Annotated in this window: 18 protein-coding genes and 1 pseudogene; 5 read left to right on the forward strand and 14 right to left on the reverse strand. The window is 30.6% G+C overall.

The features are described 5' to 3' along the window. The first annotated feature begins 6 nt into the window (after positions 1-6). From Q4586_RS13400 to Q4586_RS14025, 5 genes are all read left to right on the forward strand, one after another. Positions 7-1,320 carry a cobyrinic acid a,c-diamide synthase CobB gene (locus tag Q4586_RS13400; protein WP_068706459.1) on the forward strand — a complete coding sequence of 438 codons (1,314 nt, stop codon included), beginning with the start codon at positions 7-9 and terminating at the stop codon, positions 1,318-1,320. Then, the gene (locus Q4586_RS13405; RefSeq protein WP_068706457.1) at positions 1,317-1,907 is read left to right on the forward strand and encodes a cob(I)yrinic acid a,c-diamide adenosyltransferase; all 591 of its coding nucleotides are present in this window, start codon (positions 1,317-1,319) and stop codon (positions 1,905-1,907) included. The genes Q4586_RS13400 and Q4586_RS13405 overlap by 4 nt, the downstream gene beginning before the upstream one ends. Before the next feature lie 65 nt (positions 1,908-1,972). After that, positions 1,973-3,049: a cobalamin biosynthesis protein CobW gene (cobW, locus tag Q4586_RS13410; protein ID WP_068706456.1), complete on the forward strand. Its 1,077-nt coding sequence runs from the start codon at positions 1,973-1,975 to the stop codon at positions 3,047-3,049. Between the two features lie 62 nt (positions 3,050-3,111). Further along, entirely contained in the window at positions 3,112-6,858 is a 3,747-nt protein-coding gene (cobN, locus tag Q4586_RS13415) for a cobaltochelatase subunit CobN (RefSeq protein ID WP_068706454.1), read from the forward strand. Between the two features lie 118 nt (positions 6,859-6,976). Continuing rightward, positions 6,977-7,099, forward strand: a complete 123-nt coding sequence (locus Q4586_RS14025) for a nicotinate-nucleotide--dimethylbenzimidazole phosphoribosyltransferase (protein WP_438273390.1) — start codon at positions 6,977-6,979, stop codon at positions 7,097-7,099. 70 nt (positions 7,100-7,169) lie between these two features. Here the strand turns inward: Q4586_RS14025 and Q4586_RS13425 are convergent, their stop codons facing one another. The 14 genes and pseudogenes from Q4586_RS13425 to Q4586_RS13490 form a co-directional block, all read right to left on the reverse strand. After that, on the reverse strand, positions 7,170-7,379 hold the full coding sequence (locus tag Q4586_RS13425) for an integrase core domain-containing protein (RefSeq protein ID WP_303529808.1): 210 nt from the start codon (positions 7,377-7,379) through the stop codon (positions 7,170-7,172). Between the two features lie 8 nt (positions 7,380-7,387). Continuing rightward, positions 7,388-7,642 (reverse strand): annotated as a pseudogene (locus Q4586_RS13430) (DDE-type integrase/transposase/recombinase); the annotation flags it as partial. A 15-nt stretch (positions 7,643-7,657) separates the two neighbouring features. Further along, positions 7,658-7,831, reverse strand: coding sequence for a hypothetical protein (locus tag Q4586_RS13435; RefSeq protein WP_176715006.1), 174 nt, complete (start codon positions 7,829-7,831; stop codon positions 7,658-7,660). Positions 7,832-8,078: 247 nt separating this feature from the next. Next, positions 8,079-8,381 carry a transposase gene (locus Q4586_RS13440; RefSeq protein ID WP_303529812.1) on the reverse strand — a complete coding sequence of 101 codons (303 nt, stop codon included), beginning with the start codon at positions 8,379-8,381 and terminating at the stop codon, positions 8,079-8,081. A gap of 223 nt (positions 8,382-8,604) precedes the next feature. Then, entirely contained in the window at positions 8,605-10,251 is a 1,647-nt protein-coding gene (locus Q4586_RS13445; protein WP_303529815.1) for a hypothetical protein, read from the reverse strand. Between the two features lie 291 nt (positions 10,252-10,542). Beyond that, a complete protein-coding gene (locus Q4586_RS13450) occupies positions 10,543-11,760 on the reverse strand; it encodes an IS3 family transposase (protein WP_303529818.1) in 1,218 nt (405 codons plus the stop codon). 206 nt (positions 11,761-11,966) lie between these two features. Next, positions 11,967-12,269, reverse strand: a complete 303-nt coding sequence (locus Q4586_RS13455) for a type II toxin-antitoxin system RelE/ParE family toxin (protein ID WP_068706441.1) — start codon at positions 12,267-12,269, stop codon at positions 11,967-11,969. Next, on the reverse strand, positions 12,270-12,491 hold the full coding sequence (locus Q4586_RS13460) for a hypothetical protein (protein ID WP_068706440.1): 222 nt from the start codon (positions 12,489-12,491) through the stop codon (positions 12,270-12,272). It abuts the gene before it with no gap. A 216-nt stretch (positions 12,492-12,707) separates the two neighbouring features. Beyond that, positions 12,708-13,025 (reverse strand): type II toxin-antitoxin system RelE/ParE family toxin, encoded by a 318-nt coding sequence (locus tag Q4586_RS13465; RefSeq protein ID WP_303529828.1) that lies wholly within the window; start codon positions 13,023-13,025, stop codon positions 12,708-12,710. Then, positions 13,016-13,258, reverse strand: coding sequence for a hypothetical protein (locus Q4586_RS13470; protein WP_068706437.1), 243 nt, complete (start codon positions 13,256-13,258; stop codon positions 13,016-13,018). The genes Q4586_RS13465 and Q4586_RS13470 overlap by 10 nt, the downstream gene beginning before the upstream one ends. 206 nt (positions 13,259-13,464) lie before the next feature. After that, complete coding sequence (locus tag Q4586_RS13475) at positions 13,465-13,980, reverse strand: hypothetical protein (protein ID WP_068706435.1); 516 nt, start codon at positions 13,978-13,980, stop codon at positions 13,465-13,467. A gap of 145 nt (positions 13,981-14,125) precedes the next feature. Further along, positions 14,126-15,034, reverse strand: coding sequence for an alpha/beta hydrolase (locus Q4586_RS13480; RefSeq protein ID WP_068706433.1), 909 nt, complete (start codon positions 15,032-15,034; stop codon positions 14,126-14,128). A 140-nt stretch (positions 15,035-15,174) separates the two neighbouring features. Continuing rightward, the gene (locus Q4586_RS13485; RefSeq protein ID WP_303529834.1) at positions 15,175-15,651 is read right to left on the reverse strand and encodes a hypothetical protein; all 477 of its coding nucleotides are present in this window, start codon (positions 15,649-15,651) and stop codon (positions 15,175-15,177) included. A gap of 165 nt (positions 15,652-15,816) precedes the next feature. Then, complete coding sequence (locus tag Q4586_RS13490) at positions 15,817-16,617, reverse strand: SH3 domain-containing protein (RefSeq protein ID WP_303529837.1); 801 nt, start codon at positions 16,615-16,617, stop codon at positions 15,817-15,819. Between the last annotated feature and the right edge of the window lie 92 nt (positions 16,618-16,709).

Raw genomic sequence — 16,709 nt, forward strand, 5'->3', positions numbered from 1 at the left:
AGATACTTGACAAAACAGTTTATCATATCAGCACCCAATAGTAACGCAGGAAAAACAACCATTACCTTGGGATTATTGCGTTTATTCAAACGTAAAAACAAAACAATTCAACCTTTTAAAGTTGGACCAGATTATATAGACCCAAAGTTTCATGAATTAGCCTGCAACAAAGTTGGTGTGAATCTAGATTTATATATGATGTCTCAACAAGATATTGATACGAACCTATCTCATTACGGAGAAAAAGGTGACATTAATTGTATTGAAGGTGTTATGGGCTTATTTGATGGTGCTAAAAAAGACAAAGGTAGTACAGCTGAAATGGCTAAAAAACTACAAACTCCCGTTTTACTAGTAATTGATGCCAAAGCAGTTGCCTACTCTGTTGCGCCACTTATACAGGGATTTGTGAATTTTGATGCAACTATAAAAATAATGGGAGTTGTTTTTAATCGTGTAGGTTCTAAAAGACATTATACCATGTTACAAGAAGCTTGCGAGGATATTGGTGTACAATGTTTTGGGTATTTATCAAATTTAAAAAACATTGAAATTCCTTCAAGACATCTTGGATTAAATATTCAAGAAATTGAGAAATTTGATAGTATTATTGATCTAATTGCTGACGAATTAGAAAAAACACTAGACTGGAATGCTATTTTAAAAATTTCGAAAGAAGTAAACACTCCTCCTCCTTCAATACATAAAACAACGACTAAAAATATAACATTTGCTATCGCTAAAGATGAAGCTTTCAATTTTATATATCCTCACAATATAAATGCGATGAAACAACTGGGAAAAGTTATTTTCTTTAGTCCTATTCATGATACTGAAATTCCGAAATGTGATTTTATATTTCTTCCAGGAGGATACCCTGAAGCTCACTTAAAAGAACTTTCTGCTAACACCTCAATGTTAGAAAACATCAAAACATTCGCTGAGAATAATGGTCAAATTTATGCGGAGTGTGGCGGAATGATGTATTTAGGAAAATCAATTATATCTGAAAACAACACCGCTTTTAAAATGGTTAATTATTTTGATTTTGAATCGACCATAGCTGATAAAAAATTGCACTTAGGCTATAGAACAACCAAAACAAATAATCACATCTTTAAAGGACATGAGTTTCACTATTCTAGTTTACAAAACGATAATGAAACTACTATAAATGCAACAGTTTTAAATGCCAGAGATGGTGAAACTGACACTAAAATTCATAAAAAAAATAAGGTAATAGGTTCTTATATCCACCACTATTTTGGTACACCTGAAATACTATTACAATTAATTAACGAACTAAATAATAACGTATGAAAATTTACACAAGAAAAGGAGACAAAGGTAGTACTGGAGTTTTTGGAGGTAAAAGAGAATTTAAAAACTCAGCACGAATTGAATGTATCGGAACTTTAGATGAGGTAAATTCAACTATAGGATTAATGCGTTCTAAATTAGGTAACGACCACGAGTGGCAACCTAACTTACATCGTATTCAAAAAGATATGATGAATATGATGTCGCATTTAGCACGCCCATCAGATTCTAAAAAAGTAAATCCAAATCCTGAGCCTAAAGACGGTGCCGAATTTTGTGAACAATGGTTAGATGAAATGGAAGACAGTATCAGTTCTCCTTCTGACTATTTTTTACTACCTGGAGGAAATGAAATATCTGCACTTTGCCATGTTTGTAGAACGCAAGTAAGAAGAGGTGAACGACAACTGGTTACTTTAATGCAAGAAGATCCTGAATGTGTACATGACTATATTATGAGTTACGTAAACCGTATGTCTGACTTATTCTTTACCATGGCTAGAGCTGAAATGGATAAACATGGTGTAGCGGAAGAAAAATGGAATCTTTTCTTATACAAGAGAAAGAAAAAAACAGTTAAAAAATAACCCCTGAATTTATTTCAGAATCATATAAAAGCACAATTCAATAGTAACAATTTATATTTTTAAAAATGAATAAGAAAATACCAATTACCATCGTTACCGGATTTTTAGGTGTAGGAAAAACAACCCTAGTACATAACATGTTAAGAAATGCTAATGGAAAGCGTATTGCCGTGTTGGTTAATGAGTTTGGAGAGGTTGATGTAGATGGACAATTAATTGCTTCGTCAGAATGTGGTGATGATGATTGTAATTTAGTACAATTACCAAACGGATGCATTTGCTGTACTGTACAAGAAGAGTTTTTACCTTCTATGCTACAATTATTAGAGCGTAAAGAAGAAATTGACCATATTGTTATTGAAACTTCTGGTTTATCAATGCCAAAACCTTTAGTAAAAGCTGTTAACTGGCCAGATTTAAAACCCCATATAACTATAGATTCAGTGATTACAGTAGTAGATGCTGTTGGAATAGCTACTGGAGAAATTTGTGATAGAGAACGCGTGCAAGCACAACGTTTAGCTGATGATTCTTTAGATCATGAAACACCAATTGAAGAATTATTTTTAGATCAATTAGCTTGTGCTGATTTAGTTTTAGTTAGTAAAAGAGATTTAGTTGACGATGAAAAGTTTTCAGCAATAACTAAAATAGTAACCGCTAAAGCAAGACCAAATACGAAAATTATACCTGTAGAAAACGGTACGTTAGATAATAGTTTATTGTTAGGTATTGAAGCTTCTGCAGAAGATGATGTAGATAATCGTCATTCTATTCACGAAGAGCACCATAAGTCAGGAAATCACCACCACCATAATGACGATATTAAAACTATTTTGTTAGAATATACCGAAACAGCAGCTATTAAAACTTTAGTTACCGATTTAAAAGCATTGGTAGAAAAACACGAAATTTATAGAATTAAAGGTTTTGTAAACATTCCTAACAAACCTATGCGTATGGTTTTACAAGGTGTAGGTTCTCGTTTCGATTATTATTTTGAAAGACCTTGGGGAGCTAATGAAGAGCGTAAAACAAGTATCGTTGTTATTGGTAAAAATATAGAATTGACTGAAAAAAATGAAGTTATTACTCATGTTCATTCGCATAGTCATAGTCACAGTCACGGACATTCTCATTAATAAATAATTTGCTGTTCTATTATAACAATAAATAGTATTTAGGTTTCATAAAAATATAAAGCGTGCATTTAATTTCTACCATACCGGGCGGCTGGAATCCTAACGATGAAGGAGTATTTTACATCGATCAATCTCCTGGAGATATTGTTTTTTTATCTTCGGCAGATTCTGATTTATTTATGATGAATAATGCCTACAAATTAGTACATAATTCTGTAGAAAATGCACCCTCTTTTCGTTTTGCTAACCTTAGCTATTTCAAACAAGAATTAACTATAGATACGTATATTGATGAGGTTATTTCATCTGCCAAAATTGTTGTTCTTAAACTTTTGGGTGGTAAAGCCTATTATAATTATTTATGTGAAGCCGTTACTGATTGCTGTGAAGAAAACAACATTCAATTAGTATTTTTACCTGGTGATAATAAACCAGATTTAGAGTTAATGCAATCTTCTAACATTCCGTTAAAAGATGTAGACCTAATTTGGAAATACATTCAATCTGGTGGTATTGAAAATTGTAAATCAGCGTTGCAATTAATTAACAACCGAATTAGTGATTCAAAAGTAACTCCGAATGCTATTAAAACAATTCCCGATTTATTTTTATATCACCCTAAAGAAGGAATTTATACTACTTTAAAACCAAAAAGCACCCAAAAAAAAGCCATTATTTTTGGGTACCGAAGCTACTATCTATCTAATAATTTAGCACCTATACATAGCCTTATTAGTGCATTAGAAACACAAGGCATTTCAGCTGTTGTTTTAATGGCAGCTGGCTATCGTGAGTATGATATTCAGCAACAAATATTCGACTTACTAAAACAACATCATCTTAAATATCCTCAGGTTATTATAAACACTACGGGATTTAGTGTGCAAGGATTTCATGACACCACACAAAGTTTATTTGATGTATTTAATGTTCCTGTGATTCAAGCTATCATGGGAAGTTGTAATCATGAAAGTTGGTTAGAAGGTAATTTCGGCTTGCCTCCGACTGATATTGCCATGAATATTGCCCTACCAGAAGTAGATGGTAAAATTATCTCAAAAGTTATTTCATTTAAAGAATCTATAGAAAAAGACACGTTAACAGATTCTGAGGTTGTTTCTTATGCACCACATATTGAAGGCTGCCAATTTGTTGCTAAAATGGCAAAAGCTTGGATAAATCTTCAGAATAAAAATAATTCAGAAAAGAAAATCGCTTTAGTTTTACCTAATTATCCTAATAAAAATAGCCGTTTAGCAAATGGTGTTGGTTTAGATACGCCACAAAGTACCTTGCAAATATTAGCGCAATTAGCTGATGAAAATTACGAATTATCTGCTAATTACCCCACAACAACTAACGAACTTATAAATAAATTAACCGATGCTATTACCAATGATGTAGCAACTATAAATACTTTAAATGAGCGTAAAACAATTCGTTTAGAAGAAAGTATTTTTTATAAGTATTACAATCAATTATCTCCAACACTTCGAAATACTGTAGAAGCACAATGGGGCCAACCAAATGAATCTCCTAATTATAAAGAAGGCGCTTTTTTAATTCCCGGGTTTATATCTAAAAACATATTTGTTAGTATTCAACCAAGTAGAGGGTATAACTTAGATTTACAAGCAAGTTATCATTCTCCAGATTTACCTCCTCCTCCAGCTTATTTGGCATATTACATTTGGTTACAATACAGTTTTAAGGCGGATGCTTTAGTACATATAGGTAAACACGGAAATTTAGAATGGTTACCAGGGAAAAGTGTTGCCTTGAGTAAAGAAACGTGTTTTCCTGCCGCTATTTTAGGAGCAATTCCTCATTTTTACCCGTTTATTATTAATGATCCAGGAGAAGGAACACAGGCTAAAAGAAGAAATCAAGCAATTATTTTAGATCATTTAATTCCACCAATGACCCGCGCTGAGAATTATGGTGACTTATTAAAGTTAGAACTCTTAATAGATGAGTTTTATGAGTCTGCTTTAGTTGATAGAAAACGTGCTACGCTTATTAAAACCAAAATTGAAAGTCTTGTAAATGAAACCCATCTTAAAACCGATTTAAATCAAGATGGAAAAGATATAGATGCCTTATTAGAAGTAATTGATGGGTATTTATGTGAACTAAAGGAATCTCAAATTAGAGGTGGTTTACATATTTTAGGAAAATTGCCTAGACAAGAAAAATTAGTCGATTTAATTGTTGCCTTACATCGTTTACCTCAAGGAAACTTAAAAGGAATTACACAATGTTTAGCGGATGATTTACAACTTAATTTCGACCCTATAAATGTGGTTTATTCTGATTCTTTAGATAAAGAGATTTTCGGTATTCATTGTAGAACCTACGGACAAGCTGTAGAATTACTAGAAAACAAAGCTAAAAATATCATTAGTCAATTGTTAGCTGGTAATAACGTCAGTAAAATTGGTGCTGATACAATACAAATTATAAAATACATACAACAACATACGATGCCTGTTTTACAAAAAACAAGCAATGAAATAGGTAATTTAATTAAAGGGTTAAACGGTCAATATGTTCCTGCTGGTGGTTCTGGCGCTCCAACAAGAGGACGATTAGATATTTTACCTACAGGACGAAATTTTTATTCTGTTGATATACGTACTGTTCCTTCGGAAACAGCGTATCAACTAGGGCAAAAAAGTGCGCAGAATATTATTGATCGCTATTTACAAGAAAACGGAGAATACCCTAGTTCTATTGGATTATCTGTTTGGGGAACCTCAACTATGCGAACTAGTGGTGATGACATTGCGCAAGCCTTAGCGTTAATTGGTGTAAAACCTGTTTGGCAAGGAAGTAACCGAAGAGTTAAAGATTTTAAAATACTTTCTACATTAGAACTTAAAAGACCAAGAGTAGATGTTATGTTGCGTATCTCTGGTTTTTTTAGAGATGCTTTTCCTGATTTAATTTCGCTATTTAATGCGGCTATAGAAAAAGTGGCCTCTTTAGATGAAACTGCTGAACAAAACCCTATAAAAAAGCGTTTTGATGAAGAAAGAAAGCAATGGAAAGAAGAAGGTTTAGATGATAAACAAGCTAGTGAAAGAGCTTTATACCGTGTGTTTGGTTCTAAACCTGGTGCTTATGGTGCTGGCTTACAAGGTTTAATTGATGGTAAAAATTGGACTACTTCTGATGATTTAGCACAGGCTTATATTAATTGGAGTGGTTACGCATATGCTGGTAAAAGCAACAGTGGAAAATCGGCTCATGAAACCTTTAAAAAACGATTAGCGAATATTGAAGTGGTAATGCAAAATCAAGACAATAGAGAGCATGATATTTTAGATTCTGATGATTATTATCAATTTCAAGGTGGAATGACAGCTGCCGTGAACACTATAAAAGGATCGCAACCTGAAATTTATTTTGGAGATCATTCTCGCCCTGAAAATCCGAAGGTAAAATCGTTAAAAGAAGAATTGTTAAAAGTGTTTCGATCTAGAGTAGTGAATCCTAAATGGATGCAAGGTATGCGTGAACACGGTTATAAAGGTGCTTTTGAAATGGCAGCAACAATGGATTATTTATTTGCCTATGATGCTACTACTAATTTGATTGAAGATTTTATGTATGAACAAATAACGGATAATTATTTGTTTGATAATGAAAATAAAGAATTTATAGAAGAACACAATCCTTGGGCATTAAAAGATATGTCTGAGCGCATGTTAGAAGCCGTTCAAAGAGGAATGTGGGAAAATCCATCAAAAGAAACTATTGAACAGTTAAAAGATATTTATAAAAAGTCTGACGCCATAACAGAATAAAAAATGAGAAAATTTAATATTCAAGCTCCAGATGAAACAATTTTAGTCGATTTAGAACATAAAAACCAATAACAAAACCTTTAGGAGCACTAGGGAAACTAAAAGAAATTGCTTTAAAATAGGAGTCATTCAACAAACATTAACTCCAAAATTAAACAAACCTTCTATTGCTGTTTTTGCAGTAGACCACGGTATTGCAGAAGATGGTGTCATAAATCCTTTTCCGCAAGAAGTTACTTAGCAAATGGTGTTCAATTTTTTAAGTGGAGGTGTGTCTAGTCCTGAAATATGGCTACAGGTTAAAATTGATTTTAAGCTGATAATTTGTATACCATATTAGGTGTTTTATAGTTTAAAGATAAGTGTAATCTTACTTCGTTGTATAAATTAATTGCATTTTTTGTAGCTCTTTTTGCGTGCGCCACGTTATCAAAGGTCTGGTCGAGATAAAATTCATCTTTTAATATGCCATTTACACGCTCTGCTATCGCATTTTCATAACAATGATTTTGTTCGGTCATACTAATACTTATCTTTTTTCTTTTAGTATTTGTGTGTATACATTACTACAATACTGTATTGCTCTGTCTGAATGATGAATAAGTTTTTTAATGTTTTTAGTTTGATAAATAGCCTTTTTAAGTGCTCTCACACATCCTTTTAACTCCAAACTATTACTTAGATCGTAACCTACTATTTTTCTAGAATGCATATCAGTTATTAAAGCCAAATAGCAAAACCGTTTTACTGTTCTAATGTATGTGATATCAGACCCCAAAACTTGGTTATTTCTAGTAACTTACAGGTCTTTTATAATGTTGTTATATTTATAAAAACGATGATAAGAATTCGTAGTTCTAGCACTTGTTTTTCTTCTAAGTGTTAACATTTGATGCTTTCTAAGCACATTAAATAAAGTATCTCTACCAACTTTAATATTAGCTTTATTAAAATCTACATCTAAGGATTTCACGAGTTTTCTTACACCTTCTCTAGGAAGGGATTTGCGTCTTTTTTTAACGATGTTAATAATCTGTTGTTCTAGTTTTAAACGTTTATCAGCTCTAGATTTGTAATACGCATCACGTTTAAGTCCAAAACAATGGATTATAGTCTTTAAATAAGCAAATCCCTTAGATTTTCCTTTAGCTTTAATTAAGGCTTTATACTTAACTTTTTTTTTAGTTCAGCAATAGATTTATAACCTAGATCCTCAGCAGCTACTTCAAGATAGGATTCTTCATAGCATCGAGATCTTTTTTTAGGAGTAGTTTTTTAAGCTTTTCAATCTCTTTTTGAAGTGCTTTAATTCTAGATATTTCATCTTTAGTTTCCACTTTTACTCTGGTGTTCATTAAGTCTTTTTGATTGTACTTTTTAATCCACACGTTTACTGTTGTAGGAGCAATAGAGTAGAGTTTACAAAGTTCGCTCTTTGTATGTTTTCCGATTGTAAGTTCGGCTAAAATTTTTAATTTAAAAGGTTCACTGTAACGTCTAATTACTTTGTCATTTCTGTACATAATGTTTAAGATTATGTAGCCTTATTTCAGGACGGATCAGGATAAACAGCTACGATCTTGTATATGAAAAGTAGCAGATTTATATGTACTAATTTTCAATTTAAAAACAAGATAGCAGAAAAGAACTAAACCTTGAGTTATGCTCTTAACTGCTATTTTTTATATACGTTGTTAGCAAACGTTAATTTTGATAAATTTAATTATTTGTTTTATATTCTAACGGTTACTGCCTTGAAAATAAAATGACAACAACATCACTCCCAAAATGCCCAGGTATTGATATAGTAAATTCATTTTCATTAATTAAAGTAATCCTATTTGGACTAATGTTAAAAGTATCTCCATTTGTATTGTTATGAATACCATCTATGTTTTCTATGACATTATTTCCATCATATATATATGAATCTTCGTAGTTTAAATAATTACTCTCAGGACTATCCGAAGTTAAAGTAATTGAACTACAAATTAAGTTACCATCATTGTCAGCTGATGGAATTATATAAAAATTTAAGTATCTATTAATTAAAATATTGATGTTTTGTTCGGTAATCGTTGCAGTACCATTATTAATATAATAAAAAGCTTGATATACATCACACTGGCTATTATAGTTACTTTGACTATAAGGCGCAGAAAAAGGTTGGCCATTAAAACTTATTGCTTGCCAGTTACCTATAAAAGGGTTTGGTGTTTTATTAACTTTAATTGGCAAGCTACCTGAAATATTATTAAATTCATCATTAAATGAAAAGTTAAGTTCTGCTTCTACAAATTCAGTAACAATAGATTCATCAATTATTGAGACTGTTAATTTAATGTTTCCGTTCTCAAATGAGATATTATTAAGTATTAAGTTGCTGTTGCTGAGGGATACATTTAAGTTATTAAAAGAATCTTGGTCAGCAGTTATATTGCTAATTTGATTAGTGTTATTAACAATATATTGGCTTAGTAAGCTAATGTTAGAAAAGAAAATATTATCGTTTAAAAACTGAATTACAGTGTTTAGCTTTCCAATAATAGTGTTAAATTTATTGTGTTTTGAAAAATATTCCGATATATTTCCATTATTGTCGTTTTCATCAGAATTTATAATTGCTCTATTATTTGTTTCAAGCGATAAGCTTATTTCCTGATTTGTAGTAAATTCTATAGCTTGATTTTCTGAACGACCACTTATATTATTATTTCCTACAACTCCATCGATGATAACTCCTAATACTTTGAGATTTCTCTCAGCAAATTGAGTTTTGTAATTTGCTGCTTTATTCCATGCAATTATTGCAATACCAGTACAAACTAATTTAGTCGTTGGTTCGGGGTCTAAAATTGCAGCTGCAGTAGTTAATCCACAAGCAAGTGTAGCAAAACCATATTTTGTTAAAAGACCTAAGTCAGTTAAACTAGATGACGTTCTATTTGCAAAATCAGTAGTTAAAATTTCATCAAATAATGCTTTATTTGCTTTGTAGTATTTAGCCATTGAAATTTTATCTTCCTCTGAAGAATTTGCATAAACATCATTTAAGTTTGTCATAAATGCATTAGTGTAGTTGTAGTTAGCCGTCCCTTGTGTAGTTGTTAAATAGTCGTTGATACTAGAAAAATATGTAGATAGGGTTTCATCTGGAGTACTATTGATGATTGTTTCAGTAATTAAATACTTTATTTTAAAATTTTGTAAATTAGTTATATTAAGAATTTGTTCTCCCAATTCTACATTACTTGGAACTTTAAAAACATATTCAGAATCATTTGTTTTTAAAATTGTTACTTCACTGTTTTCAATATAACCAGTGTATTGTTCATAGGTTAAATTGTCATTTGTAATAGTAACCAACTGTGATGTTTTAATTTCTCCCCCCATTAATAAATTGTTCTGTAATAACTTGTTCCGTTGGTGTAGAACTATCATCTTTCGAACAGCCAATTAGTAATATAATTGACAAAAATGTAATTAACTTTTCCATAGATTTTTTTTCAAAATTAGTTTAAATGATTAAACAAATCAATACCCAATATAGGGTATTGTATTATACTGATATAGGTTGACCTTTTTTTAGGCTAATTTATAGCGTTCAAACTATTTTTTTAGCCGTTTAGAAGGCAAAAAATAATTTGAACTCGGCTTGTTTTTAAATTGTTAGTTCAGTCAAATTTACATTATTTTTTCGATACGATTTGTATTTAAATGTACTTCTGTAGGTTTTCTTAAATCTAAACTAAAATGTGTTCTTAAATTATTATAAATATATACAGCTTGTTTGGCTGATTTTTGAGCAATAAGAGTGTTTTTAAGACAGTTTCTAAACCCATATTCATATTTCAAAGTTCTATTGATTCTCTCAGCAATAGCATTTTCATATGGGTCATATTGCTCTGTCATACTCATTGTTATTCCATTTTTTTCAGCAAACTGTGTATATTCTGGACAGCAGTATTGTATCCCTCTATCAGAATGATGAATTAACTTTTCGGAAGGATATTTTCTATTTTTTAAAGCCATTTTTAAAGCATCTTTACAGAGTGACACCTTCATATGGTCATCTAATTTATATCCCATAATTTCCTTAGAATATGCGTCAGTTACAATAGCTAAATAGTTGTGTCCTTTTTCTGTTTTAATGTATGTAATATCACTTACCCAAAGTTGTTCGGGTCTAGTAGGTATTTTGTTTTGAATGAGGTTTTTATATTTTTTAAATAGATGATTAGAGTTTGTGGTAGTTATGTAGTTTTTGAGTTTAGGGACGAGTAAATTATGCAGTCTTAATACATCAAAAAACTTATCTCTACCGATTTTAATTTCTTGTTCAATTAATTGATTTTTAAGTTCTTTATAGAGTTTTTTACCCCCAGTTCTGGAGCTTACTATTTTACGATATTCTTTGACCATCGTAATTATTTTAGTGTCGTTTATAGCTTTACTTTGTTTTACCTTTTTCTCTTTTGTAGAAGGCTTGTTTACTAATCCCAAAACACTGATAGAACCATTTTCTTTTAAACGGTTTTTCTTTTTTAGTTGTATCTCTTTTGCTAATGTTTTGGGTAATGACTTTTTTGACATATCTACTCCCGTAATGATTTCCATGTCAGCAATAACATCTTGCTGAAAGTCTTTTACAAACTCTAGTTCTTCAATACGCTCCTTTAGTTTTTTAATTTCATCTAATTTACTCATACCTGTGTTTTGTTGGACTAAAGTACTATATTTTTTGATCCAATACCCAATTGTTGTTCTTGGAGCATCATATTTTTTAGAAGCGAAATTAGTGGAAATTTGACCGTTTTGAATTTGGTCAACGACAGACAATTTGAGTTCAAGTGTTACTTTTTGGTAGCTTTTTTTTTGCCAGTGTTCTTTTTGTGTTTTCATAAGTGACTATAATTAAATGTTTAATTTTAGTCAACCTATTTCAGGACGCTGTTTTTTGTTAATGAAACCCAACGTGTTTGTGTATGCTTTGTTGCGTGGTTTAAACATCTAATTTAGTAAATAAAAACCGAATAGAAAATCCGCGAGGATTTTTGTAAGTAGGCGAGAACTAGCCATTAATTATACACCGTGTTGTGCGTTGTTATTTAGATTTCTTGCTTTAATTTTTTCGGGCTTTGTCTTGTGTCAAAAATTGTAACTACATTAATTTGTTTAGATGTAAATCTATAAAATAAGGTAGTTTGTTTTGTTACAACACATTTCCTTAATTTTTTTCCTTGTTTAGATTCAGGAAACATTTCAGGTTGATTTCTGATAAGTTCAATTGAATAATCTAACTTTTCAATGAATTCATTTTTTACTTCAACAGACCATTTTTCAACTAAATAGCTGAAAAGGGAATCTAATTTTTTCTCAGTCGTTTTTGAAATAACAACTTTACGAATCATTTATCTGTGTTTTTGCATAAAAGAATCATAATCGGTCATTTCTCCGTTTTCAATTTCTATTGATGCTTTTTCAATTTCAACTCTTTGTTCAAGCGATAATTCAGTCCAAAAATCTACTGTTTTTTCCCTTTTAAAAATGTTTTTAATAGACTCAATTATTTTCGGATTTTGAGTATCTAAAAGCATTTTAGCTAATTGTATTTTTTCTGCTTGAATATTCATCACATTTAATATTTATAATCAAAAATAAGAATTATAGTTCAAAATATTCTTGATATGAAGATTTTTTTTAATTACGCACAACGTACTTGTGTATGGTTTCGTTACGGAAAAGAGCGCAGCAATTTTCCGAATTTAGACCAAAGATAGTGAAAGTGCGAGGATTTTCTGTAAGAAAATCCCCCGTAATGAACTATACACGTTGTTGGCAATCTGGCATTATTTCGTTCGCTTAATTTTCGGTGGATTTTGTCGAGTGTCAAATACATCATTTATTTCAACCCAATTTTTGGCGGAGTTTATCCAATAAATAATTTTATAATTCTTAAAAACTAAATATCTAAATTTTTGTTTTCTTCCTTTTAATAATTCTTCAATTTTCCCAATTTCTGGTTGAGTTTTTAATTTTAGAGTTTCATTATAAATTCCGTCAACTACTTTTTTAGCAACTTGATAATTTACTTTTCTATTATAATATTTGAAGATTTCAGCGAGTTCTTTTTCGGAAAATTCAGTCCAATATATTTTTAACTCCATTGTTCCATTTTGGCTTTTAATTCACTAGCCTCAATTAGTTTTCCGTTTTCTGAATCGTTCATTGATTTGTCAATTCTCAAATTAAATTCCTCAATAGACATTGGATTAAAATCAATATTTTCAGCATTGCTCTTCCCTTTTCTCAATATATTTTCAAGCTTAGAAATAACTTCCTCACTTTGAATTTTAAGGAACTCTTGCATAAATTCTATTTTTCTTGATTGAATGTCCATCTGTTATAACTTTTTTCAAATATACAAAATTTTCAAAATCAGAACGGTTTTTTTGTTTTTCACGTGTTTTTTTGCTTGTTGCTAACGTTGTTGTGTAAGATTAGTTGCGTATTTCAAGCAACTAATTTACTAGATTAATCACGAACGGCGAAATTCCGAAGGAATTTCCCAAGTGAGCCGAAACTAGCAATTAATTTTACACGTTGTTATGTGCTGGCTTTTCTTTCCGTTTTTAATTTGTTTCCGCAATTCAAATTCTCAAAGAAACTTAATTGTCGCTCAAATAAATATCCATTAGCAATGAATTCCATTTCATATTCATTCGTTTCGATATTCAGTTCCATTTGGTCAATTGAATATTCGTGAAGCCAAAATCTAAAATATCGAGCTTTTAATATAGAAACTCCGAGTTTTAATAAAATCCACATTGGTGATAAAAAAAATGGATTAATACTTTCTTTTCCGCGTTTGAGTGAGATTCCAATAATGTTTTCATTCGGAATAGGAATAGCAGTTAATTTATTGGAATAGTTCGCACGTAATAAAATTCCGCCAGTTCGTTTTTCAAAGTTGCATTTCGATTCAATTTTCAGAGTTTCAGTTTCTGAATTTTTCGTTTTAAATGACTTTAGATAAAATCCTGTACTTCCAATCGCTTTCGGTTTTCGTAAATCGATTTCGGCAGGTTTTCCAATCTGTTTTATTATTGATTGTTCAGTCATTTTATTTTTAGTTCGAATCTTTCCTCAGCTTACACATAACGTGTTTGTGCATGATTTGTTTGCGATTAAAATTGCGATTCACTTTCCGCCAATGCGGAAAGATAATTAATTCGCGTGAATTTCCGAAAGGGAAATTCCGCCGCAATTAATTATACACGGTGTTGGGCATAGTTTTTTTCTTTATCCATTCTAAAATTTCTCTTTCATTTATTATTGACCAAGAATGTGGATTTCTTTTTCCATTTTTTCGGTAACCTTTATTTTTGGTTTCTATATATGATGTTTTAAAACCATTCTCTTTTAATTCTTTGTGTAAATTTTTTAATTGAAAACTATTTGTTTCCTCAAAACCTCTTTTATAAATAGTTCTATTAAATTCCAACGCTGGTTCTGTATAAAACACCAATTCTGTTTCATTAAATTTAACATTTTCAATATATTTTAAAGAATCTAAATATGGTGAAAATATTTTATATTCTTCTAAATTTTCTTTAGGCTTTCCTATTTTTTGATTTAGATAATTTAACAGGAAACTAGATTCATTTATTAGAACAGAATTATTTTTTTCAACTTTCTGTTTACAGTTTTTATATAATTGTATTAAATCTACTGGAGAATCCACAATAAAAATTCCTTTTGGATTAAATTCTCCATTTTTATAAAAAGTCAGATATTTTCCCAATTGTAAAGCGAGATTTCCACCAGCAGAAAATCCACCAATATAAATTTCGTTTCCATGAATGTTATTTTCTTTTATTATTTCCCAAAGAAGTTTTGCGGTTTTTTCTTTTTCTAATTTATTCAGGAATAAATTTCTGTTTGTTTTAATAATTAAGACGGAAATGTTTTCATCTAAAACACTTTTAATTAAATTTGATTCGTTTTTAACTCCTTCATTATTTTCTCCAAAACCAGGAAATAGAATTAATAATTCTTGATGATTTTTAGGAACTATTAATTCATAAGATTCAGAATTAATAGTTATTTCCTCTTTGGTATAAGTTTTACAGTTAAATAGAAATAAAATTGTTAATATGTATACTGTTTTCCTCAAATTATGCCCAACGTGTTTGTGTATGATTTATGGCGTTTTAAAGCACTAAATTTAGTAAATAAAAACCGAATAGAAAATCCGAGAGGATTTTCGTAAGTAGGCGAGAACTAGCCATTAATTATACACGGTGTTGGCAATAGTTATTTTTCTTCTTTATATTTCAGTTTTTCAAGCTTTTCAAATTCTTTTTTATTGACTTTTCTTATTTTTTGATTTCTATCACAAAGACTTGTCGTGTAATCAAATTCATTTTTTGTTTTAGAAGAAAATTCATTAGATTTTCTCGCATAGACTAAATAAGATTTTCCCATTTCAAAACTGTATCCGCAACTTGCATCACTTTCAGCCGAAGCGATTTCAATAATCTTTTTTTTTACTTTTCCTTTTATAGTTTTAATAATTTCAAACTCATAAATTATCGGATTTCCAGAAAACATATATTTTCCGTTGTTGAATTTTTTTGTTCCAATGACTGTTCCGCTAATAATCAAATCAGCTTGAATAAATGCTTTTTCAACTTTTTTCGCTAAAGATTCATTTGTTTCAATACAGCTACAAGCAAATGTTTTTGTAAAAGAAAAAGTGAAGATTAAAATCAGTAAATATATTTTTCTCATAACCTTGATTTCGGTTTTTAATTATTGCCAACGGTCTAGTATAACCGTCAGTTACGGGTTTATATGCGTTAATTTTGGGTTTGACACTGACGTTAGCAATTCCAAGTGGATTCGGACGTAGTCGAATCCGCCGTAATTGCGGTTATACATTGTTGGCAAACGTTATTATTCATCTTCGTTTTCTATTTTTGGAAATATCTCTTTTCCATCCCATTCCAGAATTCTTTGGGTCAATTTAGTTTCAACCCATTCCGTTTCATATTCTTTAGTTTCACCAACTTCTCTTTTGTAAACTATTTTGCCTTTTTTTCCCTCTTTGTCATTTGGAAAAATATATTCTTCTATGAACCAATATGCATCCGCATCAGCTACTTGAGTGTAATCAATAGCTTTAATTAGGTTTTCACCATCGTAGAACAAATAAATTCCGCCTCCATTTACTCCACAAGATTCTGCTAAATAGTCTATTTTAAAGATGCTTTTTATGTTTTCAAGTCCTTTATTTCCAACTGCTTTTATTGAAAACTCGCCTGTCATAAGTTGAGAAATATTCTCTTTAAAATCTAATCCATTTTCCAAAACCCTTGTTTTAGCAAACAATTTAAGTCCGTCCTTTTTTAAGGATACCAAATAAGTCAAATTTCCTTTAGTTGCTTTGTCAAGTGAGATTAGGCTTCCGAGTACGAATCCAACTTTGTCGTTCGTTTTTACTTTGTACCAAGGTGATTCAATTCCGTCGAATTTCATTGTGGAATCTGACTTTTCCATAATTTCTATTTGCTCACCAATTTTCAAAAGAGCCAAAACATTGGATTTCGCATTTGGTTGGTCTCGAAGTTTAACATCGTTACCAAACATATAAGCAATTTCTCCATTTTTAAATTCATAGTTCTCAGAGAGGTATTTGGTGTCTTGTCCAAATCCAATTTTTGAGATTAAAATGAATAATATTATTAGTTTTTTCATTTCTCTAATGTTTGCCAACGGTTTTGTATATGGAAAGTTGCGTGTTTGCGTGCGAGGATTTTCCGAAGGAAAATCAGACGTAGCAAACGTGC

It is taken from the genome of Tenacibaculum soleae, assembly GCF_030549005.1.
GTDB classification, from domain to species: domain Bacteria; phylum Bacteroidota; class Bacteroidia; order Flavobacteriales; family Flavobacteriaceae; genus Polaribacter; species Polaribacter soleae.